We start from the raw sequence: 20,529 nt of genomic DNA, 5'->3' as shown, positions 1-20,529 counted from the left end.
TCGGCGGTGGGATCGTGAGCGCCGCTCTCTCGGTCTTTCGGACCGACCTCGGCGTCCGGATTGTGACCGTCACCCTTCCGGACCTTCGCCCCGTCCTCGGCGTCACCTTCCGGCTCCTCCGAACTGACCTCAGCGGTGGGATCGTGAGCGCCGCTCTCTCGGTCTTTCGGACCGTCCTCGGTGGCGGGATTGTGGCCGTTGCACTCCCGGTCCTCCGGACCGCCCCCGGTGTCCGGATCGTGATTGTCCCGATCCCGGACCTAGGCCTCGCCTCCGGCGGCGGGATCGTGACCGTCACCCCCCGCACCTCCCTGACTTCGGCGGTGGGATTGTGAGCGCTGCCCTCTCGGTCCTCCGGACCGCCCCCGGCGTCCGGAGGGTGATTGTCCCGCTCCTGAGCCTTCGCCCCGCCGCCGGCGGCGGGATCGTGACCGTCACCCCCCGGCTCCTCCGGACCGCCCCCGGCGGCGGAGTCGCTGGGCTTTCTGGTTTCCGTCGGTGTGCCGGGGTTCTTGGTTTGGGGGAGGTTGTTGATGATTGAGGGTGGGGCGATGGATGGTGCGGGGCCGTGGCGGGTGTTGGTGGTTGACGATCATCCGCTGTTCAGGGAAGGGCTGGTGGCGGCGCTGGGTCTGGACGGTGAGTTCGTGGTGGTGGCGCAGGCCGCCACCGGGGAGCAGGCGCTGGTGGAGGCCGAGCGGACGGGCCCGGATCTCGTGGTGATGGACCTGGGCCTGCCGGGACAGTCCGGCATCGAGACCACCCGCCAGTTGCTCAGGGCGCGGCCGGAGGTCAGGGTGCTGGTGATGACGATGTCGGAGGACGACGACAGCCTGCTCGCCGCCATGCGCGCCGGCGCCCGCGGATACCTGCTCAAGGGCGCCGTACGCGAGGAGATCCTGCTCGCCCTGCGCACGGTCGGGCTGGGTGGCGCGGTGTTCAGCCCGCACATGGCCGGACGGCTGGCCGGGTTGTTCGCCGCCCACTCCGCCGCGCCGGCCAGGGAGGCGTTCCCGACCCTGACCGGACGCGAGCGCGAGGTCCTCGACCTGCTGGCCCGAGGGCTCGGCTACGGGCAGATCGCCCAGCGGCTGTTCGTCACGGACAAGACCGTGCGCAACCACGTGGGCTCGATCTTCGCCAAGCTCCAGGTCCACGACAGGGCGGCGGCGATCGCCCGGGCGAGGGACGCGGGGCTGGGCTCGGGATGACCGGAGGGCCGCCATCCCGGGCCCGCCCGCCGGGTCACCGGTCGGTCCACAGGTTCCACAGCCAGCCCTCCGCGCACTGGTACCGCGACCAGTGGCCGCGGTCGATGCCCTGCTGGCCGGCGGTGATGCAGTCGCTGTGGAAGAGGAACTTGCCCCGGTGGATCGGCAGGTGGTCGGCGGCCGCGGAGGCGGCGAGAGGGGCGGCGGCCATCGTGACGACGAATCCGGCGATGGCGAGCAGCTGCTTCATGGTGATGTTCCCTTCTGGATGTCGGGGCCGGTGGTCACCGGCTCTTCCGGACATCTGAAGCTTCGCCCGCCCCCGTTCCCGGGCGCATGGGTCACCTGACCTGTCCGTTCCCGGGTTCTGATACACCCTTTTTCGTACCAGTGTTGTGACGGTGCGTTCACGAGCTGCCGCAATTCAGAGTGATTACGGTATTTGGCGTGGCAGGATTGTCGGTGAAGGGGTGGGGCGACGGAGGCATAGAGGAGCGCTTATGCCGACTTATCGCAATATGAGAGGTCTGACCGAAATTGTGGGCGGGGATTTCCAGCGGACCGGGCCGACCGCGTTGCGCATATTGGTGGGCTCGCAGCTGCGCAGGCTGCGGGAGGAGCGGAACATCACCCGCGAGCGTGCCGGTTACGCCATTCGCGGATCGCATTCCAAGATCAGCCGGATGGAGGGCGGGCGCTGCGGGTTCAAGATCCGCGACGTGGAGGACCTGCTCACCCTGTACGGGGTCGTCGAGCGGGCCGAGCGCGCGACGCTGCTGCTCCTGGCCGAGCAGGCCAACCAGCACGGCTGGTGGCACGACTACCGCGACGTGGTGCCCGACTGGTTCGAGGAGTATCTCGGGCTGGAGCAGGACGCGGAGCTGATCCGTACGCACGAGATCCAGTACGTCCCCGGCCTGCTGCAGACGGAGGACTACGCGCGCGCGGTGATCGCCAGGGGCCACGGCGGCGAGAGCCGCGAGCGGGTCGAGTCGCGGGTCCAGCTGCGGATGCGCCGCCGGGAGCTGCTGGATTCCTCCGGCCGCAGGCTCTGGGCCATCGTGGACGAGGGCGCGCTGCGCCGGCTGGTCGGTGGCCGCGACGTCATGCGCGCCCAGCTCGGCCACCTCGTCGAGATGGCCGGGCTGGCGCATGTCACCTTGCAGGTGCTGCCGTTCAGCGTCGAGGTCGCGGTCGGCGGCGTCGGCCCCGTCACCCTGCTGCGCTTCCCTCAGGCCGAGCTGGACGACATCGTCTACCTCGAACAGCTCGCCAGCGCCCAGTACCTCACGAAGGACGTGGAGGCGCATCCGTACCGGCATCTGCTGAACGAGCTCAGCGTGCACGCGCCCCCGCCGAAGGCCACGCCGGGCATCCTGCGCCGGATCATGGAGGAGCTGTAGGGCCTACGGCTTGCGGGCGACGCCGACCAGGGCGTCCACCTCCTTGAGCTCGGCCAGCGGGTCCGGGTCGGGCCGCCAGAAGGGGACGGACGCCACCCCGGGCTCCACCAGCTCCAGGCCGTCGAAGAACGCGCCGAACTCCTCCCTGGAGCGGAGGTTGTAGGGCACCGCGTCGCCCTCGTTGTAGTCCTCCTGGGCCTGGTCGAGGGCCTCCCCGGTGACGAGGTTGACGCCGTCCCACAGGGCCAGGTAGCTGCCGGGCGCCAGCCCGTCCATCAGCCTGGCCACGATCGCGTGCGCGCCCTCCTCGTCGGTCACGAAGCCCACGATGCCCATCAGCATCAGCGCGACGGGCTGGGTGAGGTCCAGCGTCTTGGCCGCGGCGGCGAGGATCGCCTCGGGGTCGCGCAGGTCGGCCTCGACGTAGTCGGTGGCGCCTTCCGGCGTGCCGACCAGGAGCGCGCGGGCGTGGGTCAGCACCAGCGGGTCGTTGTCCACGTAGACCACGCGGCAGGTGGGGTCGGCCCGCTGCGCGACCTCGTGGGTGTTGTCGACCGTCGGCAGCCCCGTCCCCACGTCAAGAAATTGGCGGACACCTGCCTCATTGACCAGATAACGCACGATACGGGCGAGCAAGTGACGAGATAGCCGAGCGATATGCACAATGTCCGGAAATGCTTGGCTGAACTGGTCACCCGCCACGCGATCGACGTCGTAGTGGTCCTTGCCGCCGAGCCAGTAATTCCACATCCGCGCGGCATGGGGAACGGTGGTGTCGATTCGGGAGCCGGGGGGAGGGGTTTCACCCGTCATGTGAGTTACTCCTCTTTTGTCGGGATGCGCCGATCTTCAACGTAGCCGCCGCACCCCTCCCTTTTCCAGCGGCCGGTGTCAGAGGGCTCCGGAGCTCTGCGCGGCCTGGTAGACCTCCATCGCCTCGTCCCCGAAGAAGGGGCCGAACATGAAGCCGGGCGCGAAGTCGTACGTGAAGCTGTTGACCGAGTTGAGCATGCCCAGCCCGGTCGACTCGTTGAACCCGAGGAACCAGCCGCCCCCGCTCGACCCGCCCGTCATGTTGCAGCGCACCCCCTGGCCCCTGGTCGCGACCGGGTCGTTGAACGCCCGCCCGCTGCAGTAGATCAGGGTCGAGCCGTCGAACGGCGCCGCCGCCGGATAGCCGAACGCGAACATCTGCCGCTGCCGCGCCTGGTTGAACGCCACCCCCTGCCCGCCCACGACGTCAGTCAGCGTCCGCCCTTGCAGCGGCGCGACCACGGCGGCGGCGATGTCGAAGTTGATGTCCTCGCGGGCGTTCCACTGCTGCGTGGTGAACAGCCTGGTCGCCACCCAGGTGCCGAAGGGGCGGCGGCCGTTGTCGAAGGCCGGCACGAAGGCCACGTTGCGGTGCGCGGCCCCGTTCAGCTTGACGCAGTGTCCCGCGGTCATCACCACGCTCTCGTTCGCGCTGGTCACGGCCGTTCCCGAGCAGGAGGCGTTGGCGCCCTCGGCGGTGGTGAAGAACAGCCGCCCGCTGGTGCGCACGACGGCCCCGCCGTCGGTCCACCGCAGGCCGGGGCTGTTGGGCACGGCCTGCTGGGTCTGGGCGCCGCGGGCCTGGTTCCCGGAGCCCTGGGTGCGCCACGGCGTCCGCTGTGTGGCCCGCTGCCCCGTCTGAGCCGCGTCGCCCCTGGCCGCCCATGGCTCACCCCGGGTGGGTCCGCTCGACCGGGCGGCGCGCCGGGGGGCCGCCATGGTGTCCATCGGCTGCGCGGCCAGCATCCGCTGCGTGGTCCAGTACTGCAGGACGGTCCTGCGCTCCGACGACGAGTCCGCGCCGGACCACCGGACGGGCCGGTGATCGGCCGTAACGGTTGCCTGTGCCTGTGCGGGGACGAGCGCGCCCGCTAAGGCGAGCGCGGCGACGGAGAGCAGGGCGACTCTGCGGTGCATGAAGTACCTCCCGAAGACCGGAATCTGCCATCAGGAGGTACGCACGGACCCGCCCATCTTTCTCAAGCCGATCACATATGGGTATGGCGGGACGCTCGGAACCAGGGCGCTCGTCGGCCCGTGAGGTAGGGTGGGTTCACCGCGCAAGCCGTTCGCTCACCTTGGAGCCCCAGCTCAGGTGACCGGCTTCGGGCAGCCGACCTCCCCGTCTTCGGCCCCGTCGCGCGCCCCCGACGCTTTTCATCTCCGAACGGAGAACCGCATGACCATCCGCACCACCGTCCAGGTGTCCGGTGAGATCGACCTTCACACGGGCGTGAAGCTGCGCCGGCAGCTGCTCAACGCGCTCTGCCACGCCACGGACACGCTCGTGCTCGACCTGTCGCGGGTCACCTTCTGCGACGCCTCCGGGCTGTCCGTCCTGGTCGAGCTCCGCAACCGGGCCCGGGCCAGGGGCGTCACCGTCCAGCTGACCAGGCCGAGCCCGTTCATGTCCCGGCTGCTGCGCATCACCGGCCTGTATGGCGGCCTCGTCGAGGCCGCCTGACCACGACCCCGCGGCGGCGGCACTTTGTCCAATCGGACGCGAAAGTCGGTCATCCCGCCGCCGATTGGGTCCTCCTCTATCGGCGTAACCCGGGTTACATTCACGTTGATCTGCCCTCACTTATCCCTCACGTTGACCGAAGGGAGAGGCATGAGAGCGAGAACCGCGATCGCGGCCATGACTGCTGCGGCGATCCTCATGCCGGCCGCGGCCGCCCAGGGCGCGGAGACCACCAGCGCCCCGCCCCCGGATGACCGGTTCCAGAAGGTGACGCTGAACGACAACCCCGGCGAGCCGATGGACCTGGCGGTGTTACCCGACTCCAGGGTGCTCCACACGACCAGGAAAGGCGAAGTCTGGTTACACGACCCGAAGACCGGGCTCAACACGCTGGCCGCCGACCTCGACGTCTACCAGCATGACGAGGAGGGCCTGCAGAGCATCGCCCTCAGCCCCGGCTTCGGGAAGGGATCCAAGAAGGACGACTGGGTCTACCTCTACTACTCGCCGCCGCTCGACACCCCGATCGACGACCCCTCGACGCCCGGCGTGAACGAGGGCGACGCCCCGTTCACCGGCGCCCCCGAGGACTTCGAGCCGTTCGAGGGCCTGATCCGGCTGTCGCGGTTCCGCTTCACCGGCGCCACCGTCGACCTGCGCACCGAGCAGCGCATCCTGGACGTGCCGGTGGACCGCGGCATCTGCTGCCACGTCGGCGGCGACATCGTCTTCGACGCCAAGGGCGACCTCTACCTGTCGACCGGCGACGACACCAACCCGTTCTTCTCCGACGGCTACACCCCGATCGACGAGCGCGCCGACCGGAACCCGGCGTTCGACGCCCAGCGCAGCTCCGGCAACACCGACGACCTGCGCGGCAAGATCCTGCGCATCAGCCCGCGCGACGACGGGTCCTACGCGATCCCGTCAGGCAACCTCTTCCGGCGCGGCACCCCCGGGACCCGGCCCGAGATCTACGCGATGGGCCTGCGCAACCCGTTCCGCATCGAGCTGAACCGGTCCAACGGTGACCTCTACGTCGCCGACTACTCGCCCGACGCCCGCAACGCCGATCCCGCGCGCGGCCCGGCCGGCACCGGGAAGTGGACGGTCATCCGCAAGGCCGGCAACTACGGCTGGCCCTACTGCGCGACCGCGCGGCTCCCGTACACCGACTACGACTTCGCGACCGGGACGTCCGGCGCGGCGTTCGACTGCGCCGCGCCCGTCAACGAGTCGCCGCACAACACCGGGCGGCGCGAGCTGCCTCCCGTCGTCCAGCCGGACGTGTGGTACTCCTACGGCCAGTCGGCGGAGTTCCCCCAATTGGGCACCGGCGGCATCGGGCCGATGGCCGGCCCCGCCTACGCCTTCGACGCGAGGGACACGCGCGGCCGCGACGCCGTGGGCTGGCCGCGTCACTACGACGGCGTCCCGCTGTTCTACGAGTGGACCCGCGACTACGTCAAGGCGTTCCACCGGGGCGGGCGGATCGAGGACGTGCTCCCCTCGTTCGTCTTCGACAACCCGATGGACATGGAGTTCGGCCCCGACGGGGCGCTCTACGTGCTGGAGTACGGCGACGGCTTCTTCCAGGAGAACCCGGACGCCCAGCTCGCCCGCATCGACTACATCGGCAACACCGGCAACCACACCCCCGTCCCGGCCGCCGCGGCGTCGGTGACCGCCGGGCAGGCGCCGCTCACCGTCCAGTTCACCGGCGCGGGCACCACCGACGCCGACGGCGACAGGCTCCGGTACGCCTGGGACTTCGACGCCGACGGCAGGGTGGACTCCCGCAGCCCCGAGGCCGCGTTCACGTTCACCGAGAACGGCCTGTACAACGCCACGCTCCGGGTCAGCGACCCGAGCGGCAGGTCGGCCTCGACGTCGGTGCGGATCGTGGTCGGCAACGACACCCCGGTCGTCGAGATCCTCCGCCCGGCCGAGGGCGACGCGTTCGCGTTCGGCGACGTGGTCGAGTTCGAGGTGCGGGTCACCGACGACCAGCCGGTCGACTGCGCCCGCGTGACCGTGGACTACATCCTCGGCCACGACGACCACGGCCACCCGCAGACCACGGCCCGCGGCTGCACCGGCTCCATCCAGACCACCGAGCCAGGCGGCCACGACCCGGAGAACGACGACCTCACCGGCGTCTTCGTCGCGGGCTACACCGACCCGGGCACCGGTGGCCTCCCCGAGCTGACCGGCACCGACCAGGTCGTCCTCCAGCCCACCCGTTAGGAGAACCCCATGTGCTACGGCTACGGCCCCAGCCGGCGGTCGCTGCTCGCCGCCGGGCTCGGCCTCGGCGCGGGCGCGCTCGCCGCCGCCTCCCCGGCCGCCGCGGCGTCGCCGCACCGGCCGCACCACAGGCACCGCGTCCCCCCGGGCCAGATCAGCATGCAGCTCTGGACCGTACGCGACGACCTCGCGCAGAACTACGACGCCACCCTCGCCTACCTCGCCGAGATCGGCTACCCGCGGATCGAGGTCGCGCTCGGCTACTTCGGGCGTACGGCGAAGCAGCTCCGCGAGTTCCTGGACGGGCTCGGCATCCGGGCCACCTCCAGCCACGACGGCATCAGCCCCGACGACGCCGCCCTGGATACCAAGATCCAGAACGCGCTGACCCTCGGCCAGACCTACATGGTCGTGCCGTACCTGAACTCCGACAGCCTGGACCAGTGGAAGGCCTGGGCCGAGCGGATGAACGTCGAGGCGCGGGCCGCCCGCAAGGCCGGGCTGAAGTACGGCTACCACAACCACGCCCACGAGTTCACCATCGACCTCGGCGGCGGCCGGACGCCGTGGGACGTGCTCACCGCCGAACTCGACCCGCGCCTGGTCCACCTGGAGATCGACATCTACTGGGCGGTGACCGGCGGCGTCGGCCGCGGTGTCCGTGACCCGGAGCGGTTCGCGATCGACGTCATCAAACGGGCGCCGCAGCGCGTGCTGCAGTACCACGTGAAGGACCGTCACCTGGACGGCGACATGGCCGACCTGGGGACGGGCACGATCGACTTCCGGAGGGTGTTCGACGCGCACCGCGTCAACGAGTACATCGTGGAGAACGACACCCCGGACGTGACGCCGAGGCAGACGTCCGAGGTCGGCTACCGCTACCTGAGGAAGCTCCGTTACTAGGGACGGCGACCGGGCGGCCCCCCTGCGGGCCCGCCCGGTCCACCCTCCGGGCGACACTGGAGCCGTGCTCGACGAACTCGGCTCCGTGCCCGCCTTCGACCGCTTCGCCACCGTCGACGAGGTGAACGCCCGCCTCGGCTCACTCGCCGACAGTCATCCCGGCGTGGCGACCCTGCGCAGGATCGGCACCTCCCGTCTCGGCGACCCGCTGCTCTGCCTCACCGTCGGCGACGGGCCGAGACACGCGATCGTCGCGGCCGGCCCGCACCCGAACGAGCCCATCGGCGGGCTGACCGTCAGCCACCTGGCCGCCCGGCTCTGCGCCGACGGCGAGCTGCGCCGCGACAGCGGCTACACCTGGCATCTCGTCGCCTGCCTCGACCCCGACGGCACCCGGCTCAACGAGGGCTGGTTCGCCGGCCCGTTCACCAGGACCCACTACGCGCGGCACTTCTACCGGCCCGCCCCGGACGAGCAGGTGGAGTGGACGTTCCCGTTCGCCTACAAGCGCTCCTACTTCGACCGGGTGCTCCCCGAGACGCTGGCCCTCATGCGGCTGATCGACGACACCCGGCCCGCCTTCTTCACCACCCTGCACAACGGCGAGACCGGCGGCGTCTTCTACTACCTGAACCGGCCCGTCCCCGAGCTGCACCAGGTGCTCAAGGAACTGCCCGGCAGGTACGGGGTGCCGCTGCACGCCGGTGAGCCGGAGCATCCCGCGGTCAGGTCGTTCGAGCAGGCGATCTACCAGGCGCCCACGATGGAGGACGCGTACGACTACCTGGAGGCCAACGGGCAGGACCCGGTCCCGCTCATCGGCGGCGCGGCCAGCGACTCGCACATCAAGAAGTACGGCACGCTCGGGCTGACCGCGGAGATCCCGTACTGGACCGACCCGTCGGCCGCCGACACCTCGCCCACCGGCCGCTCCTACCGCGACCTGATCGGGGCGCAGGCCGTGGGCCTGCGCGAGACCCACGAGGCGCTCGCCCGGACCCTCGCGGCGGCGCAGGGCGACCTGGTGACGTCCTCGCCGTTCCTGCGGGCGAGCAGGGCCTTCATCCCGATGCTGGCGGGCATGGCCGAGACCGACGCGGTGCGCGCGGGCGACCCGTCGAGCGACCGGCCGGCGACCGTGGCCGAGGTGTCGTCCTGCCGGGAGAGCCTGTCCAGCATGCGGCTGCGGTTCGGCGGGATCCTGCTGCGGGCGCTGGAGGGCGAGCTGGCCGTCGGCAACGTCGCCCCCGCCGTCCGGGCGGCGGCCGGTGAGCTGGCCGAGCTGCACGCGGCCTGGTGCGCGGAGGGCGAGAGCCCGGCCCGCGCGATCCCGATCCACGACCTGGTGGCCATCCAGTACGGCGCGGTCCTCGCGGGCGCCGCGCACGCTTGATCCGTTTTCGTACCCGTTGGTAGCTATACGCTGTCGCGCGTGACCATCGCCGTACCCGCCCAGCTGGGCTCCCGCCGCTGGACGGCGGTGATCGTGCTCGGCTTCGTCGGCCAGCTCGCCTGGACCGTCGAGAACATGTATCTCAACGTGTTCCTGTACGACACGATCAGCGACGACCCCACGGCCATCGCCACCATGGTCGCCGCCAGCGCGGTCACCGCGACGGTCGCGACGCTGCTGATCGGCTCGTTGTCCGACCGCACGGGCCGCCGCCGGGTGTTCATCGCCGCCGGTTACGTGCTGTGGGGGCTGTCCACGGCGGCGTTCGGGCTGGTCACCGTGGACACCGTGGCGAACCTCGCGCCGGCCGCGAACGCCGTGCTGGTCGCCATGGTCGCGGTCATCGTGCTGGACTGCGTCATGTCGTTCCTGGGCTCCGGCGCGAACGACGCCGCCTTCCAGGCGTGGGTGACCGACGTGACGCGGCCGGCCAACCGGGGCCGGGTGGAGTCCGTCCTGGCCATCATGCCGCTGGTGTCGATGCTGGCCGTCTTCGGCGCCCTCGACCCGCTCACCAGGGCCGGGCAGTGGCGGGAGTTCTTCGTGCTGATCGGCGCGGTCATCACGGTGGTCGGGGTGGTGGCCTGGTTCCTGGTCCGTGACCGGCCGTCCGTGCCCCGGGCCCGCGACGGCGCCCTGGCCGCCGTCTTCCACGGCCTGCGCCCGAGCGCCATGCGCGCCAACCCCGGCCTCTACCTGCTGCTGTCGGCGTGGGCGGTCTGGGGCGTCTCGACGCAGGTCTTCCTCCCGTACCTGATCATCTACGTGCAGCGCTACCTGCAGATCGAGGCGTACGCGGTCGTCCTCGGCGTGGTGCTGACCGGCGCGTCGGCGGTCACCGTCGGGTTCGGCCGGCTGATCGACCGCGTCGGCAAGGCGCGCTTCCTGCTCCCCGCCGTGGCCGTCTACGCGGCCGGGCTGCTGGCGATGTGGGCGGCACGCGGGATGGTGCCGGTCATCGCGGCCGGGCTGGTGATGATGTCCGGGTTCATGCTGGTCGCCGCGACCATCGGCGCGCTCGTGCGCGACCACACGCCGCCGGAGCGCGCCGGGTACGTGCAGGGGCTCCGGATGGTGTTCGCGATCCTCATCCCCATGCTGATCGGACCGTACGTCGGGGCCCTCGTCATCCGGGGCGCGGACGCGTACTACGAGGATCTCGGGGTGCTCAGACAGGTGCCCACTCCCGCGATCTTCCTGGCCGCCGCCGCGGTGCTGCTGCTGATCGCCGTCCCCGTCCGGATCCTGCGCAAGAGAGAGATCGCATGAGCACGCTCACCCGCTGGGGCCGGGACCTCGACCCCGACGCGGTCCTGCCCGAGTACCCGCGCCCCCAGCTCGTCCGCGACAGCTACCTCAACCTCAACGGCCGGTGGGAGTACGCCATCACCGGCGACGGCGAGGAACCGGCGACGTACGACGGGCCGATCGTGGTGCCGTTCTCGCCCGAGTCGGCGCTGTCCGGCGTCGACCGGCGGCTGATGCCCGGCCAGACCCTCTGGTACCGGCGCGGCCTCACCCTGCCCGACGGCTTCGGCACCGGCGGCAGGGTGCTGCTGCACTTCGGCGCGGTCGACCAGACCTGCCGGGTGCTGCTCAACGGCGTCGAGGCGGGCCGCCACACCGGCGGCTACCTCCCGTTCGGCTTCGACGTCACCGACCTGCTGCGCGACGGCGAGAACGTCCTGACCGTCGCGGTGCGCGACGACACCGACACCGGGCAGCACGCCCGCGGCAAGCAGAAGCTGGAGCGGGGCGGCATCTGGTACACGCCGCAGTCGGGCATCTGGCAGACCGTGTGGGCCGAGCGCGTGCCCGCCACGCACGTCGAGCGGCTCACCCTCACCCCGCACCTGGACGAGTCGTGCGTCGAGGTGACCGTGCACGCCGCCGAGGGGGAGGCGGACGTCGAGATCCTCGCCGAGGGGATCGTCGTCGCCCGCGCCACCGCCCCCGCCGGTCAGCCGGTGCGGGTCCCGATCCCGGACGTCCGGCCGTGGAGCCCGGAGGACCCCTTCCTCTACGACGTCACGGTGGAACTGGGCGCCGACCGGGTGCGGAGCTACGTGGGCATGCGCTCGTACGGGGTGGGGACCGACGCCGACGGGGTGCCCCGGCTGCTGCTCAACGGCCGCCCGTACTTCCACGCCGGGATCCTCGACCAGGGCTACTGGTCCGACGGCATGTACACGGCGCCGTCCGACGAGGCGATGATCCACGACATCGCCACCATGAAGCGGCTCGGCTTCACCATGCTGCGCAAGCACATCAAGATCGAGCCGCTGCGCTGGTACCACCACTGCGACCGGCTCGGCATGATCGTCTGGCAGGACATGGTCAACGCGGGCGGACGCTACCATCCGCTGGTGGTCACCGCCCCGGCGGTCGTGCCGTTCCATCTGCCCGACCGGTTCTTCGGGCGGGCGCACCGGGAGCGGTTCCTCGCCGAGCTCCGCGAGACGGTGGAGCACCTGCGCAACGTGGTGAGCATCGCCGTCTGGGTGCCGTTCAACGAGGGCTGGGGCCAGTTCGACGCCGCCCGCGTCGCGGCGGAGGTGGCCCGGCTCGACCCCACCCGGACCGTCGACCACGCCAGCGGCTGGCACGACCAGGGTGCGGGCGACCTGCGGAGCCTGCACGTCTACTTCCGCCGCTTCCGCGTGCCGCGCCGCCGCGACCGGCGGGTCCTCGTGCTGTCGGAGTACGGCGGATACGGTCTGCGGGTCGACGGCCACACCTTCAACGACCGCAACTTCGGCTACCGGCGCTACGACACCCCCGACCGGCTGGGCGCGGCCTTCGCCCGGCTGCACGCCGAGCAGATCGTCCCGGCCATCCCGCGCGGCCTGAGCGCCACGGTCTACACCCAGTTGTCCGACGTGGAGGACGAGCTGAACGGGCTGCTCACCTACGACCGCGAGGTGCTCAAACTCCCCGAGGACCTGGTCCGCGCGGTCAACCTGCGACTCACGCTCGACCGGACCCCCTGAGGAGAGCCCTGTGGACAACCCCCTGGACCTGCTCCGCGCCGACGACCGGACGGCCGCCTGGCTCGCCGGGCTGGAGGCCGACGACTCACCGGACGTCGAGGTCGTCCTGCCGGACGCCTTCACCCTGCTCGACCTGGCCGTGCCGCACGAGGACGTCAACGAGATCCTCGCGCTGGCCCAGACGATCAGGGCCGACCCCGGGCTGTGGTGGCTGCTGGAACGCTGCGCCCGGCGGCTGGTGCGCGGCATCGGGCTGATCGACCACCCCTTCGACCTGCCGTACCTGCCCGCCGGGCTGGGCGCGGCCGGCCGCTACTTCCACCTGTTCGTCTTCGTCGCGGCGCTCCCGCACGTGCGCGCCTACCACCGTGAGCGCGGCGTCCCGGCGGACGTCTCCCGGCACACCCTCGCCGACCTCGGCCGCAACGTCGCCGTCCACCGCAGGCGGCACGGCGTCGGCGGCGTGATCCAGCCCTCCTGGATCAAGATGCACTACCGGGGCGAGATCTACCAGCTGGGCCGGCTCCAGTACCAGCGCGCCACCCTCGGCACCCGCATGGGGACCCTCATCGAGGGCGTCATGCCCGGCGCCCCCTCACTGAATCTGCACATTCCCGACTTCTCCGGGCCGTTGACGCCCGCCGCCTGCGACGACTCGCTGGCCCGCGCCCGCGCCTTCTTCCCCCGCCACTTCCCCGACGAAGAGCCCACCGTCGCCACCTGCTACTCCTGGCTCCTCGACCCCCAGCTCGCCGACCACCTGCCGGAAAGCTCCAACATCGTCGCCTTCCAGCGCCGCTTCCGCCCCGGCTACCCGGCCGAGCAGCCCAACGACGGAGGCCCGATCGAGTTCGTCTTCGGCGACCCCGACCTGCCGCCCGACCAGCTCTCCCCGCGCACCACGCTGGAGCACGCGATCGTCGCCCACCTGCGCGCCGGCGGCCACTGGTACGAGGGCAACGGCTGGTTCCCGCTCTGACGGGGTCCGGAATCCCCCTGTCGGCAGGCCGTACAGGAGCACGCGGACGTGGTCCGTGGCGTCGTCCATGCCGCGCCGCAGGTCGCGTAGCAGCGTGTCGGTGGCGTGCGGGCAGTCCGCCGGCCCGCCCCGGGCCAGGTCGATCGTCCTGGCCATCGCGACGAGCGTCCGGCCGAGCCCGTCGTGCAGGCTGCGGCTCAACCGGCGACGCTCCTCTTCCCTGGCGGCCACGTCGAGCTCCTCGGCGCGCTTCAGCTCGCCGGCCGTCCACAGGGTGTGCGCGAGGCGGGCGGCGTACGGCACGAGCGCGGCCAGTGCCCGGTCCCGGCGCGCCCAGGGCAGGCGCCGGGGACCGACGAGCAGCCGTCCGACCCGTTCGCCGTGCCACATCAGCGGCACCTCGCGGGCCTCGGCGCCGACCCGCCCGCTCTCCACGGAGGTTTCGCCGTCCGCCACCTCCACCGCGACCCCTCGGACGGCCAGCGCGTCACGCGACACCGCCACCACCGAGGCCAGCGCCTCCTCCGGGGCGCTGTGCCGCAGACACCGGTTCAGCCGATCGGTCAGTTCCCGGACAGACATCCAGGGGAGGACCGGCAGCCGGGCCAGGCCCTTGCGCAACGGCAGGCAGAGCGTGCCCGCGAGGAGCACCGCCGCCAGGTCGTATCCGGCGAGCAGGCCGCTGATGCCGACGTAGAGGGCGCCGGCGATGGCCGCGGGCGCCAGCCGGTCCGTCACACCCGCGCGAAGAGCGGGCTGCCGATCCCGCCGCGCCACTCGGCGTCCGGCATGCGCAGCACGCGCAGCGCGATCCAGCCGTAGGCGGCCAGGTGCAGCAGGGCGCCGGTGGACTGCACGACCGGCGCCTGGTCCATGGTGACGAACGGCACGATGGTGCCCGCCAGCGCGGCGACCGGCACCCACCAGGGCGCGACCTTGACCACGGCCAGGGTCACGAGCAGCGTGATCAGGCCGACGTGCAGCAGGAACCCCGGCAGCAGCATCCCGAACACGAATCCCGGCAGCTCGCCGGCCCGCTGGGTGACCGCCTCGGCCTGCGCGTCGGGCAGGACCTGGGCCAGGGCGAGGTCGTAGAAGTCGGTGGTGAAGAGCGTCAGCCCGTGACCGGCGCCGACCAGCCCGAGCGCCGCCCCGATCCCGCTCGCCCGGGGGGCGCGCTCGCGCAGGAGGTGGGCCAGGGCCAGCACGACGGGGATGAGGGCGAGCGCCGCCCACACGTAGAGCAGCGCGCTGACCTGCACGGCCGTCTCGTGCGTACGGAAGACCTCGGGCGCGTGCTCGGCCCCGGGAGGCGAGGTCAGGAAGGCCAGGAACTCGAAGACGGGCCAGGCGAGGAGGGCGATGCCGGCGACGATCCGGCGGAACGAATCAGGATTTTTCAACACTCGCCCAGCGAATCCGAACCCCGTCCCGCCACGCCCGGGCACTCGTCCCCGTCCATCCGGGAGAAATGCCACGGAACTCCCGGGACACCGTCCCGGTGAACCGGGACACAGGACGTATACCGTTTGTCCCGAAATATGGTTTGACCAGGGCTGCGGCAGGCGTCCTGGACGGGAGGGACGGATGGCGACGGCGCGTGTCGCGTGGGCGTGGTGTGCGCTGACCCTGGTCCTGGCGGCGACGGCCGCCACCCTGGCCTTCGCCAACGGCGCCGCCCCGCTCCCGGTGGTCCACCTGCTGTTCGTGGCGGCGTGCGCGGTGGCGGGCGGGCTCATCGGCGCCCACCGGCCCGGTCACATGGTGGGCCGGCTGCTCGCGCTGAGCGCGTTCTGCTTCGCGCTGATGGAGGCCTGCGGCCACTACGCGATCCTCGGCCTCACCCACCCGGGCCTGCCGCTCGCGGCGGCGCTCGCCTGGCCGCAGACCTGGCTGTGGATACCGGCCAACCTGGCGGCCACCCTGATCCCGCTGTACTTCCCCAGCGGGCGGCTGCCCTCCCCGCGCCTGCGCCCGCCGGTCAGGGGAGTGGTGTCCGCCGCCGCGCTCGCCGCCGTGCCGAGCGCGCTCCGCCCGGGCGACAACCTCCAGGTGGGGATGGGCGCGGCGGTGCCCAACCCGCTCGGCGTCCCCGCCCTGGCCGCCCCCGCGTCGGCGGCCGAGGCGGTGCTGACCGTCCTGCTGGCGGCCGTGTTCGTGCTGGGCGCCGCGAACCTGGCCGTACGGGCCCGGCGCAGCGAGGACGCCGAGCGCCGCCAGATCGCGTGGCTCGTGTACGTGGTCGCGCTGGAGACGGTGGTGATCGGGGCGCGGCTGGTCGCCGGACTGACCGACGACGACCCCGCCTCGGTGTGGCCGTCGACCAGCGTCCTGTGGGAGCTGGTCGGCATCGCGGGCGCCACCCTCATCCCGGTCGCCATCTGCGTGGCCATCCTGCGCCACCGGCTCTTCGACATCGACCTGGTCATCAACCGCACCCTGGTGTACGCGCTGCTGTCGGGCTGCGTGACCGGCGGCTACATCCTCGTGGTCGGCTACCTCGGCGCGCTCTTCCCGGCCGGCGACCTGCCGGTCTCCGTGCTGGCGGCCGGGCTGGTGGCGCTCGCCTTCGCGCCGCTGCGCGAACGGCTGCAGAGCTGGGTCAACCTGCTGACCTACGGCGAGCGGAACGACCCGTACGCCGCGCTCACCCGGCTGGGCCGCAGGCTGGAGAGCACCGCCGACCCCGGCACCGTGCTGCCGGGGATCGCCCGGTCGATCGCCGAGGCGCTGCGCCTGCCGTACGTGGCGGTGGAGACCAGCCAGGGCGCCCGCCACGAACACGGTGAGCCGGCCAGGGCCGCCGATCCGGTGCGGCTGCCGCTGACGCACAACGGCGAGCGGGTCGGCGGCCTGGTGCTCTCGCCGCGGCCGGGCGACAGCGGGTTCGGCCCCCGTGACCTGCGCGTGCTCCAGGACCTGGCCCGGCAGGTCGCGGTGGCCGTGCACGCCGTGCGGCTCTCCGCCGACCTGCGACGCTCCCGCGAACGGCTGGTCATGGGCAGGGAGGAGGAGCGGCGGCGGCTCCGGCGTGACCTGCACGACGGGCTCGGCCCCACCCTGGCCGCGCTGACCATGCGGGCCGAGGCGGCGCACGACCTGGTCACCGACGAGCGGGCGCGGCGGCTGCTCGCCGAGATCGTGGACGACGCCGAGACCGCGCTGGCCGACGTGCGGACCCTGGTCGACGGGCTGCGCCCGCCCGCGCTCGACTCCCTCGGCCTGGCCGGGGCGCTGCGCGCGCACGCCATCAGGCAGCCGGCCGGCCTGCGGGTGGACGTGCAAGCGCCGCACGACCTGCCCGCGCTGCCCGCCGCCACCGAGGCCGCCGCCTACCGGATCGCGACCGAGGCCCTGGCCAACACCCGCCGCCACGCGGGCGCGACCCGCTCGTGGCTGCGCGTCGAGATCGCGGACGGGACGCTCAGGCTGGAGATCTCCGACGACGGCCGCGGCATCGGTCCGGAGGACCGGGACGAATCCGGAGTCGGGCTCGCGTCCATGCGCGAACGGGCCACGGAACTCGGCGGATCGTGCACGATCGAGGAACGCCCCGGAGGCGGCACCCGCGTCCGGGTCGAACTCCCCGCGGAAGCGGAGGGGACCGGCGATGACCCAGGATCCTGGTAGCCGACGACCATGCGGGCGGGGAAGGGGACGGGCGGTGACCCACGATCCTGGTGGCCGACGACCGTGCGGGCGCGGAAGGGGACGGCGATGATCAAGGTCTTGGTGGTCGACGACCATGCGGGGTTCCGCGCCGGGTTGCGGACTCTGCTGGCGACGGCCGAGGGGATCGACGTCGCGGACGAGGCGGGCAGCGGGGAACAGGCGCTCGCGCTGGCCGGGCGGATCCAGCCGGACGTGGTCCTGATGGACCTGGACATGCCCGGCATGGGAGGCATCGCGGCCACCGAGCGGCTGACCCGCGACCACCCGCACATCAGGGTCCTCGTGCTCAGCATGTCCGACGACGACGACTCGGTGTTCGCCGCCGTCCGGGCCGGGGCCCGCGGTTACGTCGTCAAGGGCGCGCGCCGGGCCGAGCTCGTCCGGTCGGTGCAGACCGTGGCCGAGGGCGGCGCCGTGTTCGGCCCGGCCCTCGCCTCCCGCCTCGTCGGCTACTTCTCCGCGGGCGAGCGCGCCGAGCCCGCCCTGCCCGGCCTGACCCCGCGCGAGCGGGAGATCCTCGCCCTGATCGCCGGCCACCTCACCAACCCGCAGATCGCCGCCCGGCTGGGGCTGAGCCAGAAGACCGTGCGCAACCACGTCTCGGCCGTCTTCACCAAGCTCCAGGTGGCCGACCGCGCACAGGCGATCATGCGCGCCCGGGAGGCGGGCCTCTGACGCTCAGCCGATGAGGCCGCGCCGGAAGGCGACGGCGACGGCCGCCGCGCGGTCGTTCACGCCGAGCTTCGCGTAGATGTGCAGCAGATGGCTCTTGACCGTGGCCTCGCTGACGAACAGGCGCGCGGCCACCTCGCGGTTGGTCGTGCCCTGCGCGATCAGGTCCAGGACCTCCAGCTCGCGGGCGCTCAGCGGGTCGGCCGGCGTGCGCACCTGCCCCACCAGGCGGGTGGCGACGGACGGGGACAGCACCGACTCGCCCCGCGCCGCCGTGCGCACGGCCCTGATGAGGTCGTCGCGCCGGGTGTCCTTGAGGAGATAGCCGGTCGCGCCGGCCTCGATGGCGGGCAGGACGTCCCTGTCGGTGTCGTACGTGGTCAGGACGAGCACCCGGGCCCCGATGCCGAGCCTGGTGAGCTCCTTGATGGCGGCGACGCCGTCCATCCCCGGCATGCGCAGGTCCATGAGGATCACGTCAGGGCTCAGCGCCCGCGCCAGCTCGACCGCCCGGGCGCCGTTCTCGGCCTCGGCGAGCACCTCGAAGTCCGGGTCGCCGGCGAACATGCCGCGGATGCCGTCGCGCACGATGGGATGGTCGTCGGCGATCAGCAGCCGGATCGGGTCGTCAGCCACGCGCCACCGCCGGGACGCTCGCGGAGATCGCGGTGCCGCCGCCGGGCTCGGTCTCGATCTCCAGGGTTCCGGCCAGGCGGCTGACGCGCCCGCGCATCGAGGTCAGGCCGAAACCGCCGCCCTCCCGTACGCGTTCGAGGTCGAAGCCCGCGCCGTCGTCGCGCACGTCCAGCGTCACCATGTCCTCCATGTAGGAAAGGGTCAGCCCCACCCGGGACGCGCCCGCGTGCCTGGCCGCGTTGGCCAGGGCCTCCTGCGCGGTGCGGAGCAGGGTCTCCTCCACCTCCGGGTGCATGGGGCGCACGGTGCCGGTGGTGGTGAAGTCGGCGCGCACCCCGTTGAGCTCGCTCCACCGGGCCACGACCTCGCGCAGCGCCTCGGGCAGCGGGGCGGCGTCCAGCTGGCCGGGGCCGACCGCCTGGACGGAGCGCCGGGCCTCGGCGAGGCTCTCCCGCGCCAGCCGCAGGGCGTTGTCCACGTTGCGGCGCCAGTCGCCGGCCTGGTGTGCCGCCTGGAGCTGGGTGATGATGCCGGTCAGGCCCTGGGCGAGGGTGTCGTGGATCTCCGCCGCCATCCGCTGCCGCTCGTCCATCACGCCCGCCTCCCGGGCCTGGACCAGCAGCTGCGCATGCAGGCCCGCGTTCTCCCGCAGCGTCTCCTCCAGCCGCGTCACCATCTGCTTCCGCTCGGCGCTGCGCGCGGCCGTGATCTCGCCGACGAAGCTGAACAGCCCGACCGCGGCCACGATGGCGGCGGTGAGCAGCAGGTACGAGAGGATCTTGGACGGGACGGGGTCCGGCGGCCCGCCGAAGAAGGCCGTGACGCTGATCGCCGCCGTGGCGGTGACCCCGGCGAAGCGCCACATCCCTTTCAGGTACTCCCATGAGTGCAGGTAGCCGATGAAGCCGAAGAAGCCGGCGAACCACACCGCCTGCGTGCACAGCACGCCGATCAGGACGATCAGCCCGATCACGTAGACGACGCCCCGCGGGACCAGCCGGAGCCACAAGGCGGCCAGCGCCGCCAGCGCCACGACCCGCCATGGCGGGCCGTCCTCCGTGAGGAGCGCGAGCATCGTGCTGGCTGCCAGCAGGACGTACGGTGCTGCCGTCAGCTGGCGCTCCAGCAGGCGCTCCCATCGATCGAGCTGCGCCGTCATGCCTTACTCCCAGCGAAAGAACCTGGCCGCGATCATACTGACGACCAGCGCGTACCCGGCCATCACCAGCAGCGGCAGCGGATCGGCCGGGCTGCCCGCCCAGATGTCCTGCAGACTCTGCCGGAAAGCCCCCAGAGGGGTGTATTCACCGACGCGCACCAAAATATCGGGCATCTGGTGCGTCGGCTGCATCAGCCCGGCCAGGAAGGCCATCGGGAAGTACAGCAGGACGCCGATCCCGTTGGCGGACCGCCCGTTCGGGGCCAGCGCCGCGATGAGCAGCCCGATGGCGAACAGGGAACCCGCCCCGAGCAGGAAGACCAGCGCGACCAGCGGCCACCGGGAGGGCAGGTGGGCCCCCAGGACGCCGCCCGCCACGCCCAGCAGCAGGCCGCAGGCGGCCACCGCGAGCACGAGCTGCAGGATCAGCTGCACCACCAGCATCCGCACCGGGCGCACCGGCGTGGCCGAGAGCCGGCGCAGGATGCCCCGCTCACGGTAGGTGGCCAGGGTGGTGGGCAGCATGTAGAGGCCGACGAGCCCCACCGCGATGGCCAGCGCCATCGGCACCAGCACGGTGTCGCCGGGCTCGATCGAGCTGCCGAAGACCACGAGGATGAACAGCGGGATGAGCAGGGCGAAGATCGCCCCGGGCTCCCTGGTGAGCAGCTTCAGTTCGACGAAGGTCAGCTTGGTCACGGGTC

The 20,529-nt window shown here is 72.1% G+C and carries 19 protein-coding genes and 1 pseudogene; 12 read left to right on the top strand and 8 right to left on the bottom strand.

The window, feature by feature from the left end; genetic code table 11:
* Positions 1–14: 14 nt before the first annotated feature.
* On the top strand, positions 15–335 hold the full coding sequence (locus ACIBF7_RS01005; RefSeq protein ID WP_397196062.1) for a hypothetical protein: 321 nt from the start codon (positions 15–17) through the stop codon (positions 333–335).
* Positions 336–581: 246 nt separating this feature from the next.
* Positions 582–1,211, top strand: a complete 630-nt coding sequence (locus ACIBF7_RS01000; RefSeq protein WP_397196061.1) for a response regulator — start codon at positions 582–584, stop codon at positions 1,209–1,211.
* Between the two features lie 34 nt (positions 1,212–1,245).
* On the opposite strand, the gene ACIBF7_RS00995 is transcribed toward ACIBF7_RS01000, so the two are convergent.
* Positions 1,246–1,461, bottom strand: a complete 216-nt coding sequence (locus tag ACIBF7_RS00995; protein ID WP_148035339.1) for a hypothetical protein — start codon at positions 1,459–1,461, stop codon at positions 1,246–1,248.
* 268 nt (positions 1,462–1,729) lie between these two features.
* Between ACIBF7_RS00995 and ACIBF7_RS00990 the strand changes: the two genes are divergently transcribed.
* A complete protein-coding gene (locus ACIBF7_RS00990) occupies positions 1,730–2,614 on the top strand; it encodes a helix-turn-helix domain-containing protein (RefSeq protein WP_397196059.1) in 885 nt (294 codons plus the stop codon).
* 3 nt (positions 2,615–2,617) lie between these two features.
* On the opposite strand, the gene ACIBF7_RS00985 is transcribed toward ACIBF7_RS00990, so the two are convergent.
* Both ACIBF7_RS00985 and ACIBF7_RS00980 read right to left on the bottom strand, forming a co-directional pair.
* Positions 2,618–3,427, bottom strand: coding sequence for an SAM-dependent methyltransferase (locus ACIBF7_RS00985; RefSeq protein ID WP_271277951.1), 810 nt, complete (start codon positions 3,425–3,427; stop codon positions 2,618–2,620).
* 78 nt (positions 3,428–3,505) lie between these two features.
* Complete coding sequence (locus ACIBF7_RS00980; RefSeq protein ID WP_397196058.1) at positions 3,506–4,564, bottom strand: trypsin-like serine peptidase; 1,059 nt, start codon at positions 4,562–4,564, stop codon at positions 3,506–3,508.
* Positions 4,565–4,826: 262 nt separating this feature from the next.
* Here ACIBF7_RS00980 and ACIBF7_RS00975 point away from each other — a divergent pair, with 262 nt between their 5' ends.
* From ACIBF7_RS00975 to ACIBF7_RS00945, 7 genes are all read left to right on the top strand, one after another.
* Complete coding sequence (locus tag ACIBF7_RS00975) at positions 4,827–5,111, top strand: STAS domain-containing protein (protein WP_397196056.1); 285 nt, start codon at positions 4,827–4,829, stop codon at positions 5,109–5,111.
* Between the two features lie 150 nt (positions 5,112–5,261).
* Positions 5,262–7,358 (top strand): PQQ-dependent sugar dehydrogenase, encoded by a 2,097-nt coding sequence (locus ACIBF7_RS00970; RefSeq protein WP_271277948.1) that lies wholly within the window; start codon positions 5,262–5,264, stop codon positions 7,356–7,358.
* A 9-nt stretch (positions 7,359–7,367) separates the two neighbouring features.
* Positions 7,368–8,264 (top strand): sugar phosphate isomerase/epimerase, encoded by an 897-nt coding sequence (locus ACIBF7_RS00965; protein ID WP_345483007.1) that lies wholly within the window; start codon positions 7,368–7,370, stop codon positions 8,262–8,264.
* Positions 8,265–8,328: 64 nt separating this feature from the next.
* Positions 8,329–9,657, top strand: a complete 1,329-nt coding sequence (locus ACIBF7_RS00960) for a M14 family zinc carboxypeptidase (RefSeq protein ID WP_397196054.1) — start codon at positions 8,329–8,331, stop codon at positions 9,655–9,657.
* 39 nt (positions 9,658–9,696) lie between these two features.
* A complete protein-coding gene (locus ACIBF7_RS00955; protein ID WP_364229531.1) occupies positions 9,697–10,986 on the top strand; it encodes an MFS transporter in 1,290 nt (429 codons plus the stop codon).
* Entirely contained in the window at positions 10,983–12,707 is a 1,725-nt protein-coding gene (locus ACIBF7_RS00950) for a glycoside hydrolase family 2 protein (RefSeq protein WP_397196053.1), read from the top strand. The genes ACIBF7_RS00955 and ACIBF7_RS00950 overlap by 4 nt, the downstream gene beginning before the upstream one ends.
* Before the next feature lie 10 nt (positions 12,708–12,717).
* Entirely contained in the window at positions 12,718–13,686 is a 969-nt protein-coding gene (locus tag ACIBF7_RS00945; protein ID WP_397196052.1) for an acyltransferase domain-containing protein, read from the top strand.
* Positions 13,687–13,767: 81 nt separating this feature from the next.
* On the opposite strand, the pseudogene ACIBF7_RS00940 reads toward ACIBF7_RS00945, so the two are convergent.
* Positions 13,768–13,842: pseudogene (locus ACIBF7_RS00940) on the bottom strand (hypothetical protein); the annotation flags it as partial.
* A gap of 578 nt (positions 13,843–14,420) precedes the next feature.
* A complete protein-coding gene (locus tag ACIBF7_RS00935) occupies positions 14,421–15,092 on the bottom strand; it encodes a hypothetical protein (protein ID WP_397196051.1) in 672 nt (223 codons plus the stop codon).
* Between the two features lie 181 nt (positions 15,093–15,273).
* Here ACIBF7_RS00935 and ACIBF7_RS00930 point away from each other — a divergent pair, with 181 nt between their 5' ends.
* Together ACIBF7_RS00930 and ACIBF7_RS00925 are read left to right on the top strand one after the other, a co-directional pair.
* Positions 15,274–17,316: a GAF domain-containing sensor histidine kinase gene (locus ACIBF7_RS00930; RefSeq protein ID WP_397196049.1), complete on the top strand. Its 2,043-nt coding sequence runs from the start codon at positions 15,274–15,276 to the stop codon at positions 17,314–17,316.
* Positions 17,317–17,403: 87 nt separating this feature from the next.
* Entirely contained in the window at positions 17,404–18,033 is a 630-nt protein-coding gene (locus tag ACIBF7_RS00925; RefSeq protein WP_187281489.1) for a response regulator transcription factor, read from the top strand.
* Positions 18,034–18,036: 3 nt separating this feature from the next.
* Here the strand turns inward: ACIBF7_RS00925 and ACIBF7_RS00920 are convergent, their stop codons facing one another.
* The 3 genes from ACIBF7_RS00920 to ACIBF7_RS00910 are packed head-to-tail and all read right to left on the bottom strand — an operon-like array spanning position 18,037 to position 20,524.
* Positions 18,037–18,666, bottom strand: coding sequence for a response regulator transcription factor (locus ACIBF7_RS00920; RefSeq protein WP_148035327.1), 630 nt, complete (start codon positions 18,664–18,666; stop codon positions 18,037–18,039).
* The gene (locus ACIBF7_RS00915; protein ID WP_364229542.1) at positions 18,659–19,825 is read right to left on the bottom strand and encodes a sensor histidine kinase; all 1,167 of its coding nucleotides are present in this window, start codon (positions 19,823–19,825) and stop codon (positions 18,659–18,661) included. Before ACIBF7_RS00915 ends, ACIBF7_RS00920 begins: the two co-directional genes overlap by 8 nt.
* Before the next feature lie 3 nt (positions 19,826–19,828).
* Entirely contained in the window at positions 19,829–20,524 is a 696-nt protein-coding gene (locus ACIBF7_RS00910) for an ABC transporter permease (protein WP_364229544.1), read from the bottom strand.
* Between the last annotated feature and the right edge of the window lie 5 nt (positions 20,525–20,529).

Source organism: Nonomuraea sp. NPDC050478, assembly GCF_044458265.1.
In the GTDB taxonomy this organism is placed as follows: domain Bacteria; phylum Actinomycetota; class Actinomycetes; order Streptosporangiales; family Streptosporangiaceae; genus Nonomuraea; species Nonomuraea ferruginea.
This window is presented reverse-complemented; position numbering and strand designations above follow the sequence as displayed.